Source organism: Pseudomonas sp. PDM03, from assembly GCF_014852385.1.
Classification (GTDB): domain Bacteria; phylum Pseudomonadota; class Gammaproteobacteria; order Pseudomonadales; family Pseudomonadaceae; genus Aquipseudomonas; species Aquipseudomonas migulae.
On record NZ_JACVBM010000004.1, the window covers coordinates 15,102 to 36,313 of the forward strand.

At 59.7% G+C, this 21,212-nt stretch carries 14 protein-coding genes, 3 tRNA genes and 1 riboswitch; of the genes, 2 read left to right on the forward strand and 15 right to left on the reverse strand.

What is annotated here, in order from left to right:
• Nucleotides 1–11 precede the first annotated feature (11 nt).
• The 7 genes from IB254_RS08560 to ltaE all read right to left on the reverse strand — a co-directional run bounded on the left by IB254_RS08560 (nucleotide 12) and on the right by ltaE (nucleotide 5,977).
• Nucleotides 12–88: transfer RNA gene (locus IB254_RS08560), tRNA-Arg, on the reverse strand.
• Between the two features lie 72 nt (nucleotides 89–160).
• Nucleotides 161–237: transfer RNA gene (locus IB254_RS08565), tRNA-Arg, on the reverse strand.
• Nucleotides 238–345: 108 nt separating this feature from the next.
• Nucleotides 346–436, reverse strand: a tRNA-Ser gene (locus IB254_RS08570).
• 62 nt (nucleotides 437–498) lie between these two features.
• Nucleotides 499–687 (reverse strand): carbon storage regulator CsrA, encoded by a 189-nt coding sequence (csrA, locus tag IB254_RS08575; RefSeq protein WP_002554426.1) that lies wholly within the window; start codon nucleotides 685–687, stop codon nucleotides 499–501.
• Between the two features lie 187 nt (nucleotides 688–874).
• Nucleotides 875–2,116 carry an aspartate kinase gene (locus tag IB254_RS08580; RefSeq protein WP_008033100.1) on the reverse strand — a complete coding sequence of 414 codons (1,242 nt, stop codon included), beginning with the start codon at nucleotides 2,114–2,116 and terminating at the stop codon, nucleotides 875–877.
• A gap of 91 nt (nucleotides 2,117–2,207) precedes the next feature.
• On the reverse strand, nucleotides 2,208–4,826 hold the full coding sequence (gene alaS, locus IB254_RS08585; protein ID WP_192417020.1) for an alanine--tRNA ligase: 2,619 nt from the start codon (nucleotides 4,824–4,826) through the stop codon (nucleotides 2,208–2,210).
• A 146-nt stretch (nucleotides 4,827–4,972) separates the two neighbouring features.
• A complete protein-coding gene (ltaE, locus tag IB254_RS08590) occupies nucleotides 4,973–5,977 on the reverse strand; it encodes a low-specificity L-threonine aldolase (protein ID WP_192417021.1) in 1,005 nt (334 codons plus the stop codon).
• Between the two features lie 197 nt (nucleotides 5,978–6,174).
• Nucleotides 6,175–6,346: riboswitch (FMN riboswitch) on the forward strand.
• Between the two features lie 102 nt (nucleotides 6,347–6,448).
• Here ltaE and IB254_RS08595 point away from each other — a divergent pair.
• On the forward strand, nucleotides 6,449–6,958 hold the full coding sequence (locus IB254_RS08595) for a 6,7-dimethyl-8-ribityllumazine synthase (RefSeq protein WP_192417022.1): 510 nt from the start codon (nucleotides 6,449–6,451) through the stop codon (nucleotides 6,956–6,958).
• Nucleotides 6,959–7,125: 167 nt separating this feature from the next.
• Here the strand turns inward: IB254_RS08595 and astE are convergent, their stop codons facing one another.
• From astE to IB254_RS08630, 7 genes are all read right to left on the reverse strand, one after another.
• Entirely contained in the window at nucleotides 7,126–8,136 is a 1,011-nt protein-coding gene (astE, locus tag IB254_RS08600; RefSeq protein ID WP_008033106.1) for a succinylglutamate desuccinylase, read from the reverse strand.
• A gap of 12 nt (nucleotides 8,137–8,148) precedes the next feature.
• The gene (locus tag IB254_RS08605) at nucleotides 8,149–8,436 is read right to left on the reverse strand and encodes a hypothetical protein (protein ID WP_008033108.1); all 288 of its coding nucleotides are present in this window, start codon (nucleotides 8,434–8,436) and stop codon (nucleotides 8,149–8,151) included.
• Between the two features lie 20 nt (nucleotides 8,437–8,456).
• Complete coding sequence (gene astB / locus IB254_RS08610) at nucleotides 8,457–9,803, reverse strand: N-succinylarginine dihydrolase (RefSeq protein ID WP_008033110.1); 1,347 nt, start codon at nucleotides 9,801–9,803, stop codon at nucleotides 8,457–8,459.
• A 162-nt stretch (nucleotides 9,804–9,965) separates the two neighbouring features.
• On the reverse strand, nucleotides 9,966–11,435 hold the full coding sequence (gene astD / locus IB254_RS08615) for a succinylglutamate-semialdehyde dehydrogenase (RefSeq protein WP_192227969.1): 1,470 nt from the start codon (nucleotides 11,433–11,435) through the stop codon (nucleotides 9,966–9,968).
• A complete protein-coding gene (astA, locus tag IB254_RS08620; protein ID WP_192417023.1) occupies nucleotides 11,432–12,457 on the reverse strand; it encodes an arginine N-succinyltransferase in 1,026 nt (341 codons plus the stop codon). Before astA ends, astD begins: the two co-directional genes overlap by 4 nt.
• Before the next feature lie 71 nt (nucleotides 12,458–12,528).
• On the reverse strand, nucleotides 12,529–13,548 hold the full coding sequence (aruF, locus tag IB254_RS08625) for an arginine/ornithine succinyltransferase subunit alpha (RefSeq protein ID WP_192417024.1): 1,020 nt from the start codon (nucleotides 13,546–13,548) through the stop codon (nucleotides 12,529–12,531).
• Nucleotides 13,549–13,774: 226 nt separating this feature from the next.
• On the reverse strand, nucleotides 13,775–14,995 hold the full coding sequence (locus IB254_RS08630) for an aspartate aminotransferase family protein (RefSeq protein WP_008033117.1): 1,221 nt from the start codon (nucleotides 14,993–14,995) through the stop codon (nucleotides 13,775–13,777).
• A gap of 287 nt (nucleotides 14,996–15,282) precedes the next feature.
• Here IB254_RS08630 and IB254_RS08635 point away from each other — a divergent pair, with 287 nt between their 5' ends.
• On the forward strand, nucleotides 15,283–19,998 hold the full coding sequence (locus IB254_RS08635) for a dermonecrotic toxin domain-containing protein (RefSeq protein WP_192417025.1): 4,716 nt from the start codon (nucleotides 15,283–15,285) through the stop codon (nucleotides 19,996–19,998).
• 1 nt (nucleotide 19,999) lies between these two features.
• Here IB254_RS08635 and argR read toward each other — a convergent pair whose 3' ends face one another.
• On the reverse strand, nucleotides 20,000–20,980 hold the full coding sequence (argR, locus tag IB254_RS08640; RefSeq protein WP_008033121.1) for a transcriptional regulator ArgR: 981 nt from the start codon (nucleotides 20,978–20,980) through the stop codon (nucleotides 20,000–20,002).
• Between the last annotated feature and the right edge of the window lie 232 nt (nucleotides 20,981–21,212).

Here is a 21,212-nt window from a genome sequence, read left to right on the forward strand (position 1 = left end):
TTTTTGTTGTTTGGTGCACTCGACAGGATTCGAACCTGTGACCGCTCGGTTCGTAGCCGAGTACTCTATCCAGCTGAGCTACGAGTGCAATTTGTGTTTTTAGACCAGATCACAACTGGTTGAAACAGAGTAGCTCACATCACTGCAAACAACTCTTAAATGGTGCACTCGACAGGATTCGAACCTGTGACCGCTCGGTTCGTAGCCGAGTACTCTATCCAGCTGAGCTACGAGTGCATTTGTTGCCGCGCATTATAGGCCGTCAAATCTTTTTGTAAAGCGCTTTTTTCTAGTAATTTCAACAACTTACCGAAGAAGCCAGATTACAACGTACTACGCAAATAATGGCGGAGAACGGGGGATTCGAACCCCCGACACCCTTTTGAGGTGTACTCCCTTAGCAGGGGAGCGCCTTCGGCCACTCGGCCAGCTCTCCGCAACACGGGGCGTATATTAACCAGCTTCTTCCCCGTTTGCAAACATAAAAAACGATAAAAATTAATGGCTTGGTTCTTCGTCCTTCTCTTTCTTTATACGCAGGTAAATTTCCTCACGGTGGACCGCAACCTCTTTCGGGGCGTTGACACCGATACGCACTTGATTTCCTTTAACGCCGAGCACGGTCACGGTGATTTCTCCATCACCAATAATCAGGCTTTCTGCGCACCGACGAGTCAGAATCAGCATACCTTTCTCCTCACGCATTTCATTTCAGGGACAACAGTCTGCAAAAAAAAGGCACTCGACCTACAACCTGAAAGATCGCAGCCCTACATGCCTGAGTATTGACTAGCGCGGGCAAAAGAACAGCTTCGGGCCACACCATTCAAAAAAACAAAAGGGCGCGGTCAGACCGCGCCCTTCGGCAAACGCATCACTCGCCCGTTCGGGCCGGCGCGTCCAGTTCGAAAGCCGTGTGCAGGGCGCGCACAGCAAGTTCCAGGTACTTCTCTTCGATCACCACGGAAACCTTGATTTCCGAGGTCGAGATCATCTGGATGTTGATGCTTTCTTTCGCCAGGGATTCGAACATGCGGCTGGCCACACCTGCGTGGGAGCGCATGCCGACACCGACGATCGAGACCTTGGCGATCTTGATGTCGCCAACGACTTCACGGGCACCGATCTCGCGAGCGGTGTTTTCCAGCACGGTTTGCGCGGCCTGGAAGTCGTTGCGGTGTACGGTGAAGGTGAAGTCGGTGGTGTTATCGTGCGCAACGTTCTGCACGATCATGTCGACTTCGATGTTCGCGGCGCTGATCGGGCCGAGAATCTTGAATGCAACGCCCGGGGTGTCTGGCACGCCACGGATGGTCAGCTTGGCTTCATCGCGGTTGAAAGCGATGCCGGAAATGATCGGCTGTTCCATGGTTTCCTCTTCATCAATAGTAATGAGGGTGCCCGGACCCTCCTTGAAGCTGTGCAGTACGCGCAGCGGAACGTTGTACTTGCCGGCGAATTCCACCGCACGGATCTGCAACACCTTGGAACCGAGGCTGGCCATTTCCAGCATCTCTTCGAAGGTAATCTTGTCCAGGCGCTGGGCCACGGACACCACACGCGGGTCGGTGGTGTAGACGCCGTCGACGTCGGTGTAGATCTGGCATTCGTCAGCCTTCAAGGCTGCCGCCAGCGCCACGCCGGTGGTGTCGGAACCGCCACGACCGAGGGTGGTGATGTTGCCGTGCTCGTCGACGCCCTGGAAACCGGCGACAACCACCACACGACCTGCTTTCAGATCACCGCGAATCTTCTGGTCATCAATCTGCAAGATACGCGCTTTATTGTGCGCGCTATCCGTCAGAATCCGTACCTGGTTGCCGGTGTAGGACACCGCTGGCACGCCGCGCTTGATCAGCGCCATGGCCAACAGGGCAATCGTCACCTGCTCACCGGTGGAGACGATCACGTCCAGCTCACGCGGAACCGGCTGGCCGTCGCCACTGATTTGCTTGGCCAGATCGATCAGACGGTTGGTTTCGCCGCTCATTGCAGACAGCACAACCACCAGGTCATCGCCGGCATCGCGGAATTTCTTAACCTTGTCGGCGACCTGCTCGATTCTCTCGACAGTGCCGACCGAGGTGCCTCCAAATTTCTGTACGATCAAAGCCATTTCAAAGCCGCCTCTGCCCATGAAGGGCGCCCAAATAATCACTCAAACAGCGTTCCGGCCCACCACTAGACTGTGGGCCGCAGACACTGCCTTATAAACCCTGCTCTACAAATGGAACAGTCAGGGCCAATGCCGCATCCAGTGCGCCAGCGTCAGTACCACCGCCCTGCGCCATGTCTGGACGACCACCGCCCTTCCCGCCCACTGCCGCAGCGGCTTGCTTCATCAAATCACCGGCTTTGAGTTGGCCAGTCAGGTCTTTGGTTACGCCTGCAACCAGAACGACCTTTTCCTCATGGACACTGCCGAGCAGGATCACTGCGCGGCCGAGTTTGTTTTTCAGTTGATCGACCAGTGCCAGCAGCGCCTTGCCATCCTGACCGTCCAGACGCACGGCCAGTACTTTCACGCCTTTGACGTCCAGGGCGGAAGCCGACAGATCGTCGCCCGCCGCGCTGGCAGCCTTGGCCTGCAACTGCTCGAGTTGCTTCTCCAGCAGACGGTTGCGCTCCAGCACAGCCGACAGCTTGTCGATCAGGTTGTCGCGGCTGCCCTTGACCAGGTTGGCCGCTTCCTTGAGTTGTTCTTCGGCAGCGTTCAAGTATGCCAGCGCCGCAGCGCCGGTGACTGCTTCGATACGACGCACACCGGAAGCCACACCGCCTTCGCTGATGATTTTCAGCAGGCCGATGTCGCCGGTACGGTTGGCGTGGATCCCGCCGCACAGCTCGACGGAGAAATCGCCGCCCATGCTCAGTACGCGCACGTTGTCGCCATACTTCTCGCCAAACAGCGCCATGGCGCCTTTTTGCTTGGCGGTTTCGATATCGGTTTCTTCGGTTTCAACTGCCGTGTTCTTGCGAATCTCGGCGTTGACGATGTCTTCCAGCGCCTTCAATTGCTCAGGCTTGATGGCTTCGAAGTGGCTGAAGTCAAAGCGCAGGCGCTGACTGTCGACCAACGAACCTTTCTGCTGAACGTGATCGCCCAGCACCTGACGCAATGCAGCGTGCAGCAAGTGAGTGGCCGAGTGGTTCAGCGAAGTCGCGTGGCGCACGTCGGCTTCGACGTGGGTCTCGACCGGCGAACCGATAGTCAGGCTGCCCAATGCCTGCACACCGTGGTGCAGGAACGCGCCACCGGTCTTGGTGGTGTCGCGCACGTCGAAACGGCCGATGTTCGATTGCAGGTAACCGCAGTCGCCAATCTGACCGCCGGATTCAGCGTAGAACGGGGTCTGATCGAGAACGATCACGCCCTCTTCGCCTTCACTCAAGACGTCGACGGACTTGCCTTCTTTATAGATGGCAACAATTTTCGCCGAACCACTGGTGGCCTTGTAGCCGGTGAATTCGGTGGCCACATCAACCTTGACCAGCGTGTTGTAGTCCAGACCGAACGAACTGGCGGAACGGGCACGGACGCGCTGGGCTTCCATTTCACGTTCGAAGCCGGCTTCGTCGACGGTCAGGTTGCGCTCGCGAGCGATGTCCGCGGTCAGGTCCATCGGGAAACCGTAGGTGTCGTAGAGTTTGAACACCACGTCGCCTGGCACCACGGTGCCTTTGAGTTCCAGCAGATCCTGCTCGAGAATTTTCAGGCCGTGCTCCAGGGTCTTGGAGAACTGCTCTTCTTCAGCCTTGAGCACGCGCTCGATGTTGGCCTGTTGCTGCTTGAGTTCCGGGAAGGCTTCGCCCATCTCGGCAACCAGCGCCGCGACGATCTTGTAGAAGAAGCTGCCGGTCGCGCCCAGCTTGTTACCGTGACGGCACGCACGACGAATGATCCGGCGCAGCACGTAGCCGCGACCTTCGTTGGACGGCAGCACGCCGTCGGCAATCAGGAAACCGCACGAACGGATGTGATCGGACACGACCTTCAGCGAAGACTGATCGTCATTGGTGCAGCCAATGGCCTTGGCCGATGCGCTCAGCAGGTTCTTGAACAGGTCGATTTCATAGTTGGAATGAACGTGCTGCATCACCGCACTGATCCGCTCCAGGCCCATGCCGGTGTCGACCGACGGTGCTGGCAGCGGATGCAACACGCCATCGGCGGTGCGGTTGAACTGCATGAACACGTTGTTCCAGATCTCGATGTAACGGTCGCCGTCTTCTTCCGGCGAGCCCGGTGGGCCGCCCCAGATGTCGGCGCCGTGATCGTAGAAAATCTCGGTGCAAGGACCGCACGGGCCGGTATCGCCCATGGTCCAGAAGTTGTCGGAGGCGTACGGCGCGCCCTTGTTGTCGCCGATGCGGATCATGCGCTCGACCGGCACACCGATCTGCTGGGTCCAGATGTCATAGGCTTCGTCATCCGAGGCGTAGACCGTTACCCAGAGTTTTTCCTTGGGCAGCTTCAGGACGCCGGTCAGGAAGGTCCAGGCGTAGGTGATTGCGTCGTGCTTGAAATAGTCACCGAAGCTGAAGTTACCCAGCATTTCGAAGAAGGTGTGGTGACGAGCGGTATAACCGACATTTTCCAGGTCACTGTTCTTGCCACCGGCACGCACGCATTTCTGGCTGCTGGTCGCACGGGTGTACGCACGTTTTTCCTGGCCCAGGAAACAGTCCTTGAACTGGTTCATCCCCGCGTTAGTGAACAGCAGGGTTGGGTCGTTGCCCGGAATCAAAGAGCTGGAGGCTACACGAGTGTGGCCTTGCTCTTCGAAGAAGCGAAGGAAGGCTTCACGGATTTCTGCGCTTTTCATTAGGTTCTTCCACGGAGGCTGCGGCCAAAGGCCTGTGCGAAACGTCAACAGACGAAGCGACGGCAAAGGGCCGCATTATATCGGCCCAGCGCGCGGGGTACAGCGTGTTTATACGATAGAAACGGTCAATTGGACGGCTAACGCTGTCAGTTGCGCGAAAACTCGACGAATGCCGCGACGACTTGCTCGATTTGCGCGCGGCTCACGTCCATGTGCGTGACCATTCTAAGACGACCGGCGGCGCTGAGCTTGATCCCGCGCTCAGCGGCAAACGCCTTGATCGCCTCGGCCTTGTCGCCCATCTGCACATAAACCATGTTGGTTTGCACCGGTTCGACTTCGTAACCGGCTTTGCGCAGTCCGTCCGCGAGGAATTGCGCGTTGGCATGGTCGTCGGCCAGACGCTGGACGTTATTGTCCAGTGCGTACAGCCCCGCCGCCGCCAGAATCCCGGCCTGACGCATACCGCCGCCAACCATCTTGCGCAGACGGCGCGCCTTGCCGATCAACTCGACCGAGCCGCACAACACCGAACCGATCGGCGCGCCCAGCCCCTTGGATAGGCAAACTGACACCGAATCGAAATGCTGGGTGATCTCCCGGGCATCGACACCCAGTTTGACTGCCGCGTTGTACAGGCGAGCGCCGTCGAGGTGCAGTTGCAAGCCGTGTTCGCGAGTAAAGCTGCGCGCCCGGGCCAGATATTCCAGCGGCAGCACCTTGCCCTGCATGGTGTTTTCCAGCGCCAGCAAGCGGGTGCGGGCGAAATGGAAATCGTCCGGTTTGATCGCCGCTGCCACCTGAGCCAAGTCCAGCGAGCCGTCGGCCTGCACTTCCAGCGGTTGCGGCTGGATCGAACCAAGCACCGCCGCGCCGCCACCTTCGTACTTATACGTGTGCGCCTGTTGGCCAACGATGTATTCATCACCGCGCTCGCAGTGCGCCATCAGGCCCAGCAGGTTGCTCATGGTGCCGGTCGGCACGAACAGCGCCGCGGCAAAGCCCAGGCGTTTCGCCAACTCGGCTTCCAGACGATTGACCGTCGGATCTTCACCGTAGACGTCGTCACCGGTGGCCGCGTTGGCCATCGCGTCGAGCATCCCTGGAGTCGGCTGAGTGACGGTGTCGCTGCGAAGATCGATAACGCTCATGAATCTGGCCTCGGTAAGCAGGGGAAAATCCCTTTCGGAATGGAATTACTGCGGTCATGTCGACGAATAATCAACCCTTGGACGAGGAAAAGACGCAGCAAGTGAGCGAAAAAGTCGATAGCAATCATCAGATAGCAGCAATGCACGGCTGAGAAATATGTGTTAAAAACGCTGCGCCGCCAGACAATCTGTCGGCAAAACGTTCTCAGGGCGGGGTGCAACTCCCCACCGGCGGTAATTGCGCGCAATGCGCATAGCCCGCGAGCGCTTGGCGACAGGCACGGCTTCGGCGGTGTTTGACGGCAAGGTCAGCAGACCCGGTGTGATCCCGGGGCCGACGGTCATAGTCCGGATGAAGAGAGAACGGGATTGGCGCCAAAGGGCTGTCCGCAGGCATTCGTGCGAGCGTGCGTACCCTTAAATCCCATTCGATTCATATGCCCTGTTTTTTACATAAACAGGAGTCAGAACATGCAACCCACCGCAATCGACAGCAAAAGCAAACACCATCAGGGCGAGCGCGTTGCGTTCATCCAGGCCTGCTGGCACAAGGAAATCGTCGATCAGAGCCGTAAGGGCTTCGTCGCAGAAATGATTGCTCAGGGTTATCAGGAATCCGACATCGACTTCTTCGAAGTCGGCGGCGCCTTTGAAATGCCCCTGCACGCCAAGTTGCTGGCCAAGACCGGCCGTTATGCCGGTATTGTCGCGGCCGCCCTGGTGGTGGACGGCGGGATCTACCGTCACGAATTCGTCGCCCAGTCTGTGGTCAGCGGCCTGATGCAGGTTCAATTGGAAACCGAAGTGCCGGTGTTCTCGGTGTCCCTGACCCCGCACCACTTCCATGCCGGCGAAGAGCATCAGAAGTTCTTCTTCGAGCATTTCGTGCACAAAGGCCAGGAAGCGGCGAAGACGTGTGCGGATACGCTGAGCAAGATTCGGGCGTTGCGTCGCAGCGAGCCGCGCGCAGTAGCCGTCTAAACCCGGAACCTGCTGCTTGGGTGCGGCTTTATGACCTCACCCAAACCTAATGTGGGAGCGGGCCTGCTCGCGATGGCGGTGTATCAGTCAACATAGCCGTCGGCTGACACTCCGCTATCGCGAGCAGGCTCGCTCCCACAGGGGATTTGTGTTGGGTCTGAGACCGGTCAGGCAAGGTTTTCGTCGGTGGTCGGCACGATCAGGATGCCGGCGCGCAGGCCGTTCTTGACCTTGGGGTTCGGGAAGATAATCCGCGCGCCCTCTTCTTCGATGATCCAGCGCGTCTGGGCGATGTCTTCGGCCAGCAGATAACCCACTTCCAGTTCCGAAAAATTCTCGATGTCTGCCGGCAGGTTCAAGCGGAAGCTATCGCTGTGCTTGATGATTTCCCGTGCCACGCTGAACAACTGCAACCCATTCAGCGCCTCTTCGGTCAGTTCCGGTTCGGTGCCTTCGATGATCTGTTTAAGGCGGGTTTCCAGCAGGGAGACGTTGACCCCGTCGTTCTGCCCGAACGGCCGCGCCTTGCCCAACTCCAGGGTGAAAGACTCGGCACCCAGCTTGTCGTAGGTGTAGGAACTGAAAACGATGGACGGCTTGTTCTGCAACAGTACCGCTTCCATGCCGGCGGCGCGCAGGCGAGCCAGTTCCTGACGGGAATGCTGGCGATCCTCTTTCCACGGATACAACGCAAACTGCTCGATCTTCGAGCCTCGAATCGCGGTGTGCAGGTCGTAATGCAGACGATCGCGATCCGGCAGGCTGAAGAAACTGGCCGCCAGCCGCTCCAGCTCACAGGCGCGCAGGGCTTCGGAGCCGCTGGTTTGTTCGTGACGGCCGTTGAACAGCCGATTGACGTCCTGCTCGATAAAGCGCTCGCCCTTGCGAATCGCTTCCGGGTTGCCGAACAGGAACAGAATACGTGCGCGCGGCTTCAAGTCGCCGCGAGCGATGTCATGCAACAGGCGATCGAGCAACTCGATCGGCGCTGTTTCGTTGCCATGGATCCCGGCTGACAGCAGCAGGTCCAGGCCATTGTCGCGAGCTTCAGGTGGCCGGACTTCCAGCGCACCTTCGCTCAACCAGCGCATGCGCACGCCTTCGACAGTCAGTTGAGTCTTCTCCGCCGGTTCGCGGCCGGCGAGGGTCAGTTCAAGCAGTTTGCCGAGGGCGAGCATAGAGCGGTTTCCTTAGTGGTCGTGGGCGCAATCCGGGCCGTGCACGTGGTCTTCGTCGCCGACTTCAGCCGGTTCCATTTCCAGTTGCAGACTTACCAGATTAGTCGCCAATGGGCGCAGCAGCAGGTTGGCGTATTCAGCGTCACCTTCTTCGACGTCCACGCCGATCAGCAATTGGCCGCGGCCATCGTGCTGAATCCACAGCTCTTTGCCTTGCCAAATGACAGCGACGCGGGTGCAGGAAGTTTCCAGTTGCGTGCCGTCGGTGTCTTCAAGGATCAGCTGCAGGGTATCGCTCATGTGTTTTACGCTCTCGACGTTCAATTGATCTGGAATGGATAAACCGCGCCCAGTTTAAGGATTTGCGTCAGTTCATCCAGTGCCGTCCGGCACTCAAGCAGCAATTGCGGGTCCGCAAGGTCGGTTTCGGCCATGCGGTCGCGGTAGTGCTTTTCGACCCATTCGGTCAGCGTGCCGTACAACGGTGCCGTCATGATAACCCCTGGGTTGACGGCCGCCAGTTCGGTTTCATTCAGCGCCACGCGCAAACGCAGGCACGCCGGGCCACCGCCGTTCTGCATGCTTTGCTTCAGATCGAAGACTTTGACTTCGCGGATCAGGCCGCCAGAACTGGTCAGGCTTTGCAGGTACTGCCAGACGCGTTCGTTGCCACGGCACTCTTCCGGCACGATCAACAGCATCGAGCCGTCAGGACGCGACAGCAACTGGCTGTTGAACAGGTAGGAACGCACCGCGTCTTCCACGGTAACCGCCGAACGGGGTACGCACACCGACTGGAATTTGCCGCCGACCTTGGCGAGTTTGCTTTGCAGCTCGGCCAGCATCTGTTCGGTGTCGAGGAACGCATCCTCGTGATAGAACAGCACCTCGCCGTTACCCACCGCGATCACGTCGTTGTGGAACACGCCCTGATCGATCACCGCAGGATTCTGCTGGGCGTAGACCACGCCGTCATCACTCAAACCGTGCAGACGAGCGACGGCTTGCGAGGCTTCGAGGGTCTGGCGCGCCGGGTATTTCTGCGGTGCCGGGTAGCGGTTATCGAACGCGCTGCGACCGAACACAAAGAACTCGACGCCGGCCTCACCGTATTCACGGCAGAAACGCGTGTGGTTCGCTGCGCCTTCGTCACCGAATTGCGCTACGGCCGGCAACGCCGCGTGGTGAGCAAAGTGCTTCTGATCAGCGAACATTGCACCCAGCACACGGCTAGTGGTCGGGTGCTCGATGCTGCGGTGGTATTTGCAGTTGAGGTTGGCGGCGGTGAAATGCACGCGACCGTCGGCGGTGTCGGCGCTCGGGCTGACCGTGGCGGCGTTGGCCACCCACATGCTCGACGCCGAGCAACTGGCGACCAGCAACGGCATCGCGTCTTTCGCCGCTTGCTCGATCACTTGCGCGTCGGTGCCGCTGAAGCCCAGGCGACGCAGGGCGGCGACATCAGGACGCTCTTGCGGGGCCAGAACGCCTTGTTGAAAGCCCATTTCCATCAGCGCTTTCATTTTCGCCAGGCCTTGCAGCGCAGCTTCCTTCGGGTTCGAAGACTGCTGGCTGTTGCTCTGGGACGCGACGTTGCCGTAGGACAGGCCGCCGTAGTTATGGGTCGGCCCCACTAGACCGTCAAAATTGACTTCATAGGATTTCATCAGCGAGGCTCCACGAGAATCTGTTTTTATAGGCTTCAGTAACTATTCAGTACGACCGCGTTGCGGCCATCGCCAGCAGGCTGGCTCCCACAGTGATTGCGTCGTACACAAAATGTGTGAACGCCTCTAAACCTGTGGGAGCCAGCCTGCTGGCGATGGGCATCACGCCATCTTCACGCCAGGCGTGAGGGCCGCTGGCAACGTCAGGCTCGGCGTTTCCAGCGAGGCCACCGGGTACGCGCAGTAATCTGCCGCGTAATAGGCGCTGGCGCGGTGGTTGCCCGAGGCGCCGACGCCGCCGAACGGTGCGCTGCTCGCAGCACCGGTCAGCTGTTTGTTCCAGTTGACGATACCGGCACGGCTTTCCAGCCAGAACTGCTGATAACGCGCTTCGGAATCCGACAGCAAACCGGCCGCCAGGCCATAGTCGGTGTCGTTGGCTTCAGCGATCGCCGCTTCAAAATCAGCGTAGCGGATCACTTGCAGCAACGGGCCGAACAGCTCTTCGTCAGGACGATCGGCAACGGCGGTCACGTCCAGAATACCCGGGGTCAGCAACGCGGCTTGTGCCTCAGGCTGAGTCATTTCCAGCAACGCCACGGCGCCATTGGCCAGCAGATGTTCCTGCGCATCCATCAGCGCTTTCGCAGCGCCAAGGGAAATCACCGAGCCCATGAACGGCGCGGGCTGCTGATCGAACGCACCGACTTCAATCGTCGAGCTGACCGCCACCAGACGCGCCAGCAACGTGTCGCCCCAGGCGCCCTGCGGCACCAGCAAGCGGCGGGCACAGGTGCAACGTTGACCGGCAGAAATGAAAGCGGACTGAATGATGGTGTACACCGCGGCATCCAGATCAGCGACCTCATCGACCACCAGCGGGTTATTACCACCCATCTCCAGCGCGAGTATCTTGTCCGGACGACCGGCAAACTGCTGGTGCAGATGATTGCCGGTGCGGCTCGAACCGGTGAAGAACAGACCGTCGATACCCGGGTTCGCCGCCAGGGCGATACCGGTTTCGCGAGCACCTTGCAGCAGGTTCAACACGCCTGCCGGCAGACCGGCTTCGATCCAGCACTTGACCGTCAATTCGGCGACTTTCGGGGTCAGCTCGCTCGGTTTGAACAGCACGCTGTTACCGGCCAGCAGCGCCGGCACGATGTGACCGTTGGGCAAGTGACCCGGGAAGTTGTAAGGACCGAACACCGCGACCACACCATGCGGCTTGTGGCGCAATACGGCGGTGGCGTCGCCCAGCGGGCCGCTCTTCTCGCCGGTGCGTTCGCGGTAGCTCTGCACCGAAATCGCAATCTTGTTGACCATGCTGGTCACTTCAGTCGCCGCTTCCCACAACGGTTTACCGGTTTCTTCACCGATGCAACGCGCCAGTTCGTCAGCGTTGTTTTTCAGCGCGCCAGCAAAGGCTTCCAGCACCGAGATACGTTCTTCCAAAGTACGGCGAGCCCAACCTGGAAACGCCTGACGCGCGGCTTGCACGGCGGACTCAACCTGAGCGGCGGTAGCGCCCTCGCCGGCCCACAGCACTTGCTGGGTCACCGGGTTCAACGATTGGAAGGCTTCACCCTGACCGGCCAGCCACTCACCTGCGATGTATAGCGAATTCATTATTTCGACTCCCGAGCAGCAGACAACGGAACGGCGCGCACTTGATCGCCGGCGTTGAGTTGAAGACGTTTGGCGGTCAGCGGATCGACTACCAGCGTACCGGCGGCAAGACGTGCGGGAGCGGCAGTGATCCGGCAGTCTTCGCGCTTGCGGTTGTGAATGATGAATGGCGTGGCGTCGTCACCCGGCGTGCCAACGGCCAACACCAGCGCCTGACTGTCTCGCACGGCGCGGATCTTGCCGGTTTCGCATTCGATGGCCGGGCCGGCGTCGAAAATGTCGACGTAGCCCTGGTAGCTGAAACCTTCGCTCTTGAGCATGGCCAGCGCCGGCTCGGTGTCCGGGTGAACCTGACCGATCACGTTACGCGCATCCGGCGACAGGAAGCAGGTGTACAGCGGGAACTTCGGCATCAGTTCGGCGATGAACGCCTTGTTGCCCACGCCGGTCAGGTAATCGGCCTGGCTGAATTCCATTTTGAAGAAGTGTCGACCCAGGCTTTCCCAGAACGGCGAACGCCCTGCTTCGTCGGAGACACCGCGCATTTCGGCAATGATCTTGTTGCCGAACAATTGCGGGAACTCGGCGATGAACAGCATTCGCGCCTTGGACAACATGCGGCCGTTGAGGCCGGTGCGGAAGTCGGCGTGCAGGAACAACGAGCACAATTCCGAGTTGCCGGTCAGGTCGTTGGCCAGAAACAGCGTCGGGATTTCGCGGTAGATGTTCAGCTCTTGCGAAGCGCTGACCGTCAGGCCGACCCGGAAGTTGTACCAGGGCTCACGCAGGCCGACGGCGCCGGCAATGGCGGAAATGCCCACCACACGACTGTTGTCGTCTTCGAGGACGAACAGATAGTCCGCATCGCCGCGCCCGGCCTCGCCGCGAAAGGTCTTCTCGGCCCAGCCGACCCGATGGGCCAGACGCTCTTCGTTGGCCGGCAAGGTGGTCAGGCCGGTGCCGGTGCTGCGGGCCAGGTCGATCAGAGCGGGTAAATCGCTGCTGCGTACGGGACGAACGATCATGCTATCTCCTCAAACGGGCCGCTTGCGCCACCCGCGAAACACTTGCTGCTTTCTAGGTTGAAAAGCAGGCGTTAAACCGCCACCAGGCGCACGCTTGCACCTTCACCGACGCCCAGGGCTTCGGCCGCTTCCAGATCCAGGGTCACGGGTTTGCCCGGCGCGTAATCGAGCTCGAGCAACACGGCGCGGTAATCCTGCAACTGCGCATTGGCCACCAGGTACTGACGACCGGCGCCTTTGATCGGCTCGCCGATTTTCACCGGCACTACACGGCTCTGGGCGATCGAACGGATCCCCGAAACACGCGCATGCAACGTCGGGCCGCCGTCGAAAATGTCGATGTAGTGATCGGTCTCGAAGCCTTCGCGCATCAGGATGTCGAAAGTGATCTGCGCCCGTGGGTGCACCTGGCCCATCGCTTCTTGCGCGGAGTCCGGCAGCAACGGCACGTAGATCGGGTAATGCGGCATCAGCTCGGCGAGGAACGTGCGGCTCTTCAGACCGCACAGACGCTCGGCTTCGGCGTAGTTGAGGTCGAAGAAGTTGCGACCGATGGCGTCCCAGAACGGCGAGTCGCCATTTTCATCGCTGTAACCGACGATCTCGGTCACCACGGAATCGGCAAAGCGCTCCGGATGGCTGGCCACGAACAGCAAACGGCCACGGGAGTTGAGCTCGGCCCACGGCGAACCCACCAACTCGCGCTGCACGTAGAAACTGGTCAGCAAGCTGTTGCCGGTCAGGTCGTGGCACTGGGAGAGCACGTGAATCTTGTTATGAATCTTCAGCTCGCGGGAGGCGTGCACGAAGGTTTCATTGCGGAAGCTGTAGAACGGCTCGGAATAACCGGCCGAGGCAACGATGGCCGAGCAACCGGCCAGTTTGCCGGTGGCAGTGTCTTCGAGGACGAAGAAATAGCTCTCTTCACCGTTGAAGCTGACTTCGGCAGCAAACGAGGCTTCGCTCGCGGCGATCTTGTCGCTCAGGCGTTCAACGTCATCCGGCAAGGAAGTGACACCAATCGGGCTGTCCGCAGCCAGACGCTGTACCTCGCCCAGATCAGCCATTTGCGCGGGGCGCATCACCAGCATGGTGTCACTCCTTTCTCTTATCAATTCACGGAAAAAAATCCCGGGCTCTCCCTGAATCAACTCAGAGTCAATTGTGGGAGCTAGCCTGCTAGCGATCGCGTCCTGTCAGACAACAATGATGTTGGCTGTCAGGCCCTCATCGCTAGCAGGCTAGCTCCCACATTTGAACGAACCCGGAACAAAAATTGGGTTCGACGCCTGAAATCCTCAGGCGTCGAAGGGTCTATCAGGCTTGCGTCAGTTTTGCCGCAGCGCGCTCGAAACGATCCAGGCCGGCATCGATATCGGCGTCTTCAACCACCAGGCTTGGCGCAAAACGCACCACGTCCGGGCCGGCTTGCAGGACCATCAGGCCTTCGCGCTCGGCGGCGTTGAAGATGTCCTTCGCCTTGCCTTTCCAGGCCTCGCTCAGCACGCAACCGATCAACAGGCCCATGCCACGAACCTTGGTGAACAGGCCGTATTTCTCGCCGATCTGCTCCAGGCGAGCCTTGAACTTGTCGTGCTTGGCGTTAACGCCGGCCAGCACTTCAGGGGTGTTGATCACGTCGATCACCGCTTCGGCGACGGCGCACGCCAGCGGGTTGCCGCCGTAGGTGGTGCCGTGGGTGCCGACGACCAGGTGTTTGGCCAGGTCTTCGGTGGTCAGCATGGCTGCAATCGGGAAACCGCCGCCCAGGCTCTTCGCGCTGGTCAGGATGTCCGGGATCACGCCGTAATGCTGGTAGGCGAACAGATGGCCAGTACGGCCCATGCCGGTCTGTACTTCGTCGAAGATCAGCAGCGCGTTGTGCGCGGTGCACAGGTCACGGGCGCCTTGCAGGTATTCGAGTTCGGCCGGGATAACACCGCTCTCGCCCTGGATCGGTTCCAGGACCACGGCGCAGGTCTTGTCGGAAATGGCGGCTTTCAACGCAGCCAGATCGTTGTACGGCACGTGGGTGATGCCGGTGATTTTCGGACCGAAACCGTCGGAATACTTCGACTGGCCACCGACGTTCACGGTGAACAGGGTACGGCCGTGGAAGCTGTTGAGCGCGGCGATGATTTCGTACTTCTCGCTGCCAAACCGATCATGGCCGACACGACGGGCCAGCTTGAACGCGGCCTCGTTGGCTTCGGCGCCGGAGTTGCAGAAGAACGCACGCTCGGCAAAGGTTGCGTCGATCAGCTTGTGCGCCAGGCGCAGGGCAGGCTCGTTGGTGAACACGTTGGACACGTGCCACAGCTTGTTCGCCTGCTCGGTCAAGGCACCGACCAGCGCCGGGTGCGCATGGCCCAATACGTTAACGGCAATCCCGCCGGCGAAGTCGATCAGCTCGCGGCCTGACTGGTCCCATACGCGGGAACCGGCGCCACGCACAGGAATGAAGGCGGCAGGCGCATAGTTGGGAACCATTACCTGGTCGAAATCGGCGCGTTCTACCGCAGCGTGCTCAACGGACATCGGAGTCTCCTGAAGAGGAACACTCGCCGGAAACTGGCGAGCGATGGGGGGATTGTAAGGACAGTTTTCAGCCCGGCCTTGCCGCCAAGCGACAACTTCTTATAGCGCAAACCCCGGTTTCAGCCGGGTTTACGGCAATGCGACATATAGCGTCGCAAAGGCGCAGTTTAAACCGGCGGCACAGGTTATAGGCAGGCTTGTCGAACGGTGCGGTAAATATGTACCGCACACCGTGCTTCATCGTTTGTTTTCCTTGGGCTCCATCCAAACGCTAACGGACTAGCGCCATGATTCAGCATGACCCCGAGCTTACGGCTCAGCCAGACGCGCATTTCCAGCATGCGTTCCACAATCTGCCCAACTGGCTATTAACAGCATCGCCCGCTACGCGCAGTGCACTGAAAAGCGCGCGGCTGGACCTCCCGGAATGGCACGCCCAGGCAACCCGCCAGCAGCACCAGTCATTGAAAGCGGCCAGCACGCACTATCTGGCCCAGCGTAACCACCTGGAATCCATGCTGGATAAATTGCAGAACGCCCGGGACTTTGCCGAACCGCTTCTGCGTGACGCATTGAAAACCCGGTACGGCCTGGAACTGGACGTCAAGACGACCTTCCTGCGCCTGTACATCCCGCAGACCATTCCGTGGCTCCCGATCAAGACCGGTGCTGCGCGAACCTGGACGGTCTCGCTGCTCGACGCCGCCCTGCACAACTTTCAGGATTCGGAAACCGAAGCGCAGGCTTACGAATCTTCCTCGACGTTCATCACCGAACCCTCGTCCACCGGGCAATTCGATACATTGCCGGCGATCAAGCGCCAACTCTCCATTCAAGAGTTCACCCGGTTGTGCAGGGAGCTGGATATCGGAGGTCGATACGAGACCCACCTCAAGGAAAACCTGGGGTTTACCAACCCGGTCGCCGCTGCCGTGTTGAAGTCGAGCGTGATCAAGACGCACAAGGCCGCCCTGCTTTCAGCCCTGCACCTGGCCCAGGTCCGTGGCGACCTGCCGCTGGATGCAGGGCAATCGATTCTCGACATTATCGAGGGCCGCGAAAACGTGGGGCTGGACAACTGGCGACTGCACTGTCACGACCTGAGCCTGATGTCTTCATTGCTGACCGGCATCGTCATTTTCGCGCCGCGACTTGACCTCACCTCCCAACGCTCACGAATCATCGTCTACATCCCCGATGATCCGGAACACCCGCTCAAACAGTACCCCGACACCCTGGCGTTCATGACCGAGCTGACCCGCAAACTGCGCTCGCCTGCTTATCAGGCGTTCTTCAGCCGGTTCATCGATCATCAGGAGCGCGGCCACTTTTTTGCCGACCTCAACAGCCGCCTCCGTGCAGTGACCTGGCATGAACACCAGCATGGTGACCCGCTGCCGAGCTGGCGCGACACCCCCATCGACAAGCCCAAGCTGCAGTTCTCGGTGAGCCCGATCAGAAACGATCTGTGGACTCACCTCTACCAGCAGCAATTGAACAAACTGCTCAATGATGCACGCACCCTTGCGGTCTCAACCGCCAGCGCCGACCGAGCGGCACGATGGGCGGCGTGGGACGCCTTCAGCAATGTCGCCAAAAAGATCCTTGAAGTGGCGTCGTTCGTGGCCCTGCCCTTTGTTCCGTTTCTGGGCGAATTGATGCTCGCCTACATGGCCTACCAAGTGCTCGACGACACGTTCGAAGGCGTCATCGACTGGGCTGAAGGTCTGAAAACCGAAGCGTTCGGACACTTGATGACAATCGCCGAAACGGTGGTTGAACTCGGGACATTCGCAGTGGGCGGCGTCATGGCGGCCGGTGCGTTCAATGGCCTCATGTCTCGCGAGGCGGTGACGCTGATTTCCCCGCTTAAACCCATCAAGACAGCCACAGGCAAAACCCGATACTGGAAACCGGATCTCGCACCTTACGAACAATCCGTTGATCTGCCGGACGCTGCCACCCCCAACCCTCTCGGCTTGTATCAGCATGAGGGCAAAACACTGGTGCGCGTTGATGGCAAGGTCTACTCGGTAAAACCGGACAGCAAGACTGGCCGTTTTCAGATTCAGCACCCGCGCCGTGCCGACGCCTATCAGCCGGCTCTGCGCCACAACAGCCATGGTGCCTGGCAGACCATACTGGAGCGACCGCTGACGTGGGACCGGGAAACCGTGCTGCGCCGTCTCGGCCAGAGCGTCGAATCGCTCAATACTGCCGAGCGCGAGCAACTCCTGCAGATCAGCGGTTTTCACGACAACGTGTTGCGCGAGATCCATGTCGAGAATCAGCGCCCGCCTTCGCTGCTGACCGACACAATCAAGCGCTTCAAGATCGACCGCGACATTCAGGCGCTGGTCGAGAAGACCGGCAGTGACCATCCCGACCGCTATCAGGCGCTGAACCAGCGCAGATCGCTGTTCCAGTCCCGCTACCGCGAACTTGAAAAAACCGATAATCGCCACGTTCTGCTACTGCAAGGCGAAGTACAGGGACTGCCAACAGACATCGCGCAAGAATTGGTGAACAACGCAAGCGGCACCGAACTGAAGCAAATGCACAGCGGGCGTTTGCCGCAACGGCTCAAGGATGTGGCACTGAAAGCCATGGACGCGGTGCGTGTCGCCAGAGCCTATGAAGGGTTTTATCTGGAGGGCATGGAAACGGCGGACACTCATCGCCTGGCCCTTCATAGCCTTGAATCAATGCCTGGCTGGCCTGCTCGCCTGCGCATCGAAGTCAGGGAATTTTCCCAAGAGGGGACGTTGCGCGACAGCATCGGTCAGCCGGGCGCCCCCATCCTCAGGACACTGGTGTACGCCGAGGACGGCACGTATCGGGTCCATGAAAACACGGCTCTGCCGGGCGACTTTTATCAAGCGATCCTGCGCGCACTGCCCGACGATGAGCGCTCCACACTGGGTCTTTCTGCCGAAGACGGCCCTGTACTCAAACAACGCATAGTCCGGCAGGCACAGAACACGCCGGCGCTGCGCACACTATTGATGAAGGATCCCAACCGAAAACCCTTCTACGACCCGGCGACCATGCGTCTGCCCGGCGGATCGGAGGGGTACAACCGAATAGGTCGCCCCACCCCCACACTGAATGACAGGGTTCGCGAGGTCTATCCAGGCCTGCCCCAGGATGAACTCCGCGCCGTCGTCGCCCGCCTGCAAAGCCACCCCGATGGCGCTCGCGTGGAGCTTTCGCGCCTGAGCAATGAACTCGAACGACTGCATGAAGACCTGGATATCTGGATAAAGGAAGCCCCCACCGTCCACCCCGAAACCGGACAGCCATTGAGCGAGCTGGAACAACAGGCCCAGCAGCACAACCGCCGGTTGCTGGCTCAGGAAATCCAGCAGAGCTGGCGTCGGCAAACGCCACGGGATCTCGAATCGCCGGAGCACAGTGACCATTATGTGTTGCGATTCGATGAGCCGATTCTGGGTGAGCTGCCGGTGCTGACGGCTAACTTCAGTCACGTCTCACTGATCGCCCTCGAAGGCAGTCACGCAGAGCAAGGTGTTCACGGTTTCCTGCAAAACTTCAGCGGCCTTCGTCGCCTCGACTTGCGGCGCTTCTCCCTGACCACCCTGCCCGACGCCATCCCACGGATGACCAACCTCGACACATTGGTGCTGAACGAATGCGCGATCAGGATTGATGCTGACGCGTGGTCGAAACTGTCCTCGTTGAACAAACTGATAATGCTGGACCTGTTCCGTAATCCGATTGACGTGGCTCCCGATGTAGGCGCATTTCCCGAGCTCGTGCACCTGGACCTGAGCGCAACCGGTCTGACTGAAATCCCCGTCAGCGCTATCACGCACCCCAGACTCGATACGCTCATGCTGATCAATAACCGGATCACCGAGCTGCCTGCCGGGTTGTTCGACAGCGTGGTCTACGACAAGCGCGGCGTGCACCTGTCGGACAACCCGCTCGTCGACAGCGCTCGACAACTCGTCAAGCTTCAATACTTCGAAACCTCATACGATCTGGGCGTCTATGCCCCCGAGGCGGATATCGAACGAGCCAGGGCGCTCTACCCAAACATGGAAGTCGAGCAGGCCAGCGACTTCGTCTACGAACTGCCCGGCACACTGGAAGAGGGTCGAGAGGCGCTGGCCCAACTGGAGGCAGAACTGGCTCAATTGAGCAACGATCTGACGACATGGACAGCCGATCTGCCGCCGCACCATCCGCTAACGGGTGAACCCTTCAGTGACATGCAACAGTTTGTCGAACACGCCAATCGCGATGAATTCAAAGATGCAATGGAACGCTGCTGGCGGCATGACGCAGACCTGGATGATTTCAACGAGTCGCTTGAGCCGTCGTATGAACTCTCCATCCGCCCGGTCATCACCGGGGAACTGCCGACCCTCAGCGCTGACTTCAGCCATGTCTCGGCGCTGGAGCTGCACAGTGTTGATGGCGTGACGCGCATCGGGCGTTTTCTGGAATCCTTCCCGAACCTGAGAAGCCTGAGGCTGCGCGACTGCAACCTCGGTGACATTCCCGATGCGGTGTTCAAGATGGGGCAACTCAGGTCACTGTCGATCCCCAACTGCCGCGTCAGTCTGTCAGTGCAGTCGGTCGGCGCATTGGCGGGAATGGAACAGCTCGAATACCTCGATCTGGCCCTCAACCCCTTGGGGCTGACACCTGACCTGAGTCAGATGCCGGACCTGGCGAGCATTCTGCTCAACGACACCGGCATCACCGACATACCCGATGGCCTGTTACAAATGACCGAACTGGACTGGGCAGACTTGAGCGGCAATGCAATCACCGACGTGCCCAGCGACCTGCTGGAGTTACCTGCGGAAGTGGCTGAGAACATTACGCTCAGGGGCAATCCGTTTACGGAGGAAAGCCTGTTACGGCTGATCAGTTACTTCGAACGCACACGTGCCGACTTTGGCGTGGAAGAGGTGATCAATCGAGGTGAAATGAACGTATCCACCTCTGAGGGTTCCGAGATCGACGAATAGATCAACCGCGCTCGGACGGCACCGACGACAACTCAAACGGACTGCTGCTGCGCCGCTGGTTGCGATCTTCCCGCGGCGTGGCGCCGAAGAAGTTGCGGTAGGCGCTGGAGAAATGCGGCCCCGAGGAGAAGCCGCACGACAGGCCGATCTGGATGATCGACTTGCTGGTTTGCATCAACATCTGCCGGGCCTTGTTCAGGCGCAGTTCCAGGTAGTACTGGCTCGGCACACGGTTGAGGTATTGCTTGAAGATCCGCTCCAACTGGCGACGGGACACGCACACGTGCTGGGCGATTTCGTCGGTGGTCAGCGGCTCTTCGATGTTGGCTTCCATCAGCAACACCGCCTGGGTGAGCTTCGGATGGCTGGAACCGAGGCGGTTCTGCAGCGGAATGCGTTGGCGCTCGCCGCCTTCGCGGATGCGCTCGACCACCAGTTCTTCGGATACGGCGCCAGCGAGTTCGGCGCCGTGATCACGGGCCAGCACCGCCAGCAACAGATCGAGAACCGACAGGCCACCGCACGCCGTCAGGCGATCGCGATCCCAGTCAAACAGATGGCTGGTGGCGATGACTTTCGGGAAACGTTCGGCAAAATCGTCCTGCCAGCGCCAATGCACGGCAGCGCGATAACCGTCGAGCAAACCGAGTTGCGCCAACGGATAAACACCGGCGGACAAACCACCGATCACGCAACCGGCACGCACCAGTTGTTTCAGCGCACTGCTGAGCGCCGGCGCGAGAGTGGTCGGCGGCTCATCGGCGAGCAGGAACAGTTTCTGCAGGTTTTCGAGCTTGCCGGCCCAAGGTTCACCCGGCAATTGCCAGGCGCCTTCGGTCGACGGTTCGGCCTGCAGGAACGACAGTTCGTAGACCACGTCCGGATGCACACGCTGGGCAACACGCAAGGCCTCCTCAGCCAGCGCAAGCGTCAGTGCTTTAGTGCTGGGCCAAATCAGGAAACCAATTCGATGGGCAGTCATGGCGGGCAATCCGAAACGAAACAGTGATGAAGGCATGGGCCAATGCTAGCCCGTAAATGAACGCAAATCTCAAAACCAACAGCGATCCCCTGTAGGAGCCGGCTTGCTGGCGATGCGGTATGTCTGTGCCAGATATTTAAACTGACCCACCGCTATCGCCAGCAAGCCGGCTCCTACAAATCGGGGCCGGCCTCTAAATTGCGAAGCATGCACTATCCCGGTGCACAACGGC

Coding starts and splice junctions, on each gene's coding strand:
- csrA (WP_002554426.1), bottom strand. CDS start 687: ATGCTGATTCTGACTCGTCGGTGCGCAGAAAGCCTGATTATTGGTGAT.
- IB254_RS08580 (WP_008033100.1), bottom strand. CDS start 2,116: ATGGCTTTGATCGTACAGAAATTTGGAGGCACCTCGGTCGGCACTGTC.
- alaS (WP_192417020.1), bottom strand. CDS start 4,826: ATGAAAAGCGCAGAAATCCGTGAAGCCTTCCTTCGCTTCTTCGAAGAG.
- ltaE (WP_192417021.1), bottom strand. CDS start 5,977: ATGAGCGTTATCGATCTTCGCAGCGACACCGTCACTCAGCCGACTCCA.
- IB254_RS08595 (WP_192417022.1), top strand. CDS start 6,449: ATGCAACCCACCGCAATCGACAGCAAAAGCAAACACCATCAGGGCGAG.
- astE (WP_008033106.1), bottom strand. CDS start 8,136: ATGCTCGCCCTCGGCAAACTGCTTGAACTGACCCTCGCCGGCCGCGAA.
- IB254_RS08605 (WP_008033108.1), bottom strand. CDS start 8,436: ATGAGCGATACCCTGCAGCTGATCCTTGAAGACACCGACGGCACGCAA.
- astB (WP_008033110.1), bottom strand. CDS start 9,803: ATGAAATCCTATGAAGTCAATTTTGACGGTCTAGTGGGGCCGACCCAT.
- astA (WP_192417023.1), bottom strand. CDS start 12,457: ATGATCGTTCGTCCCGTACGCAGCAGCGATTTACCCGCTCTGATCGAC.
- aruF (WP_192417024.1), bottom strand. CDS start 13,548: ATGCTGGTGATGCGCCCCGCGCAAATGGCTGATCTGGGCGAGGTACAG.
- IB254_RS08630 (WP_008033117.1), bottom strand. CDS start 14,995: ATGTCCGTTGAGCACGCTGCGGTAGAACGCGCCGATTTCGACCAGGTA.
- IB254_RS08635 (WP_192417025.1), top strand. CDS start 15,283: ATGATTCAGCATGACCCCGAGCTTACGGCTCAGCCAGACGCGCATTTC.
- argR (WP_008033121.1), bottom strand. CDS start 20,980: ATGACTGCCCATCGAATTGGTTTCCTGATTTGGCCCAGCACTAAAGCA.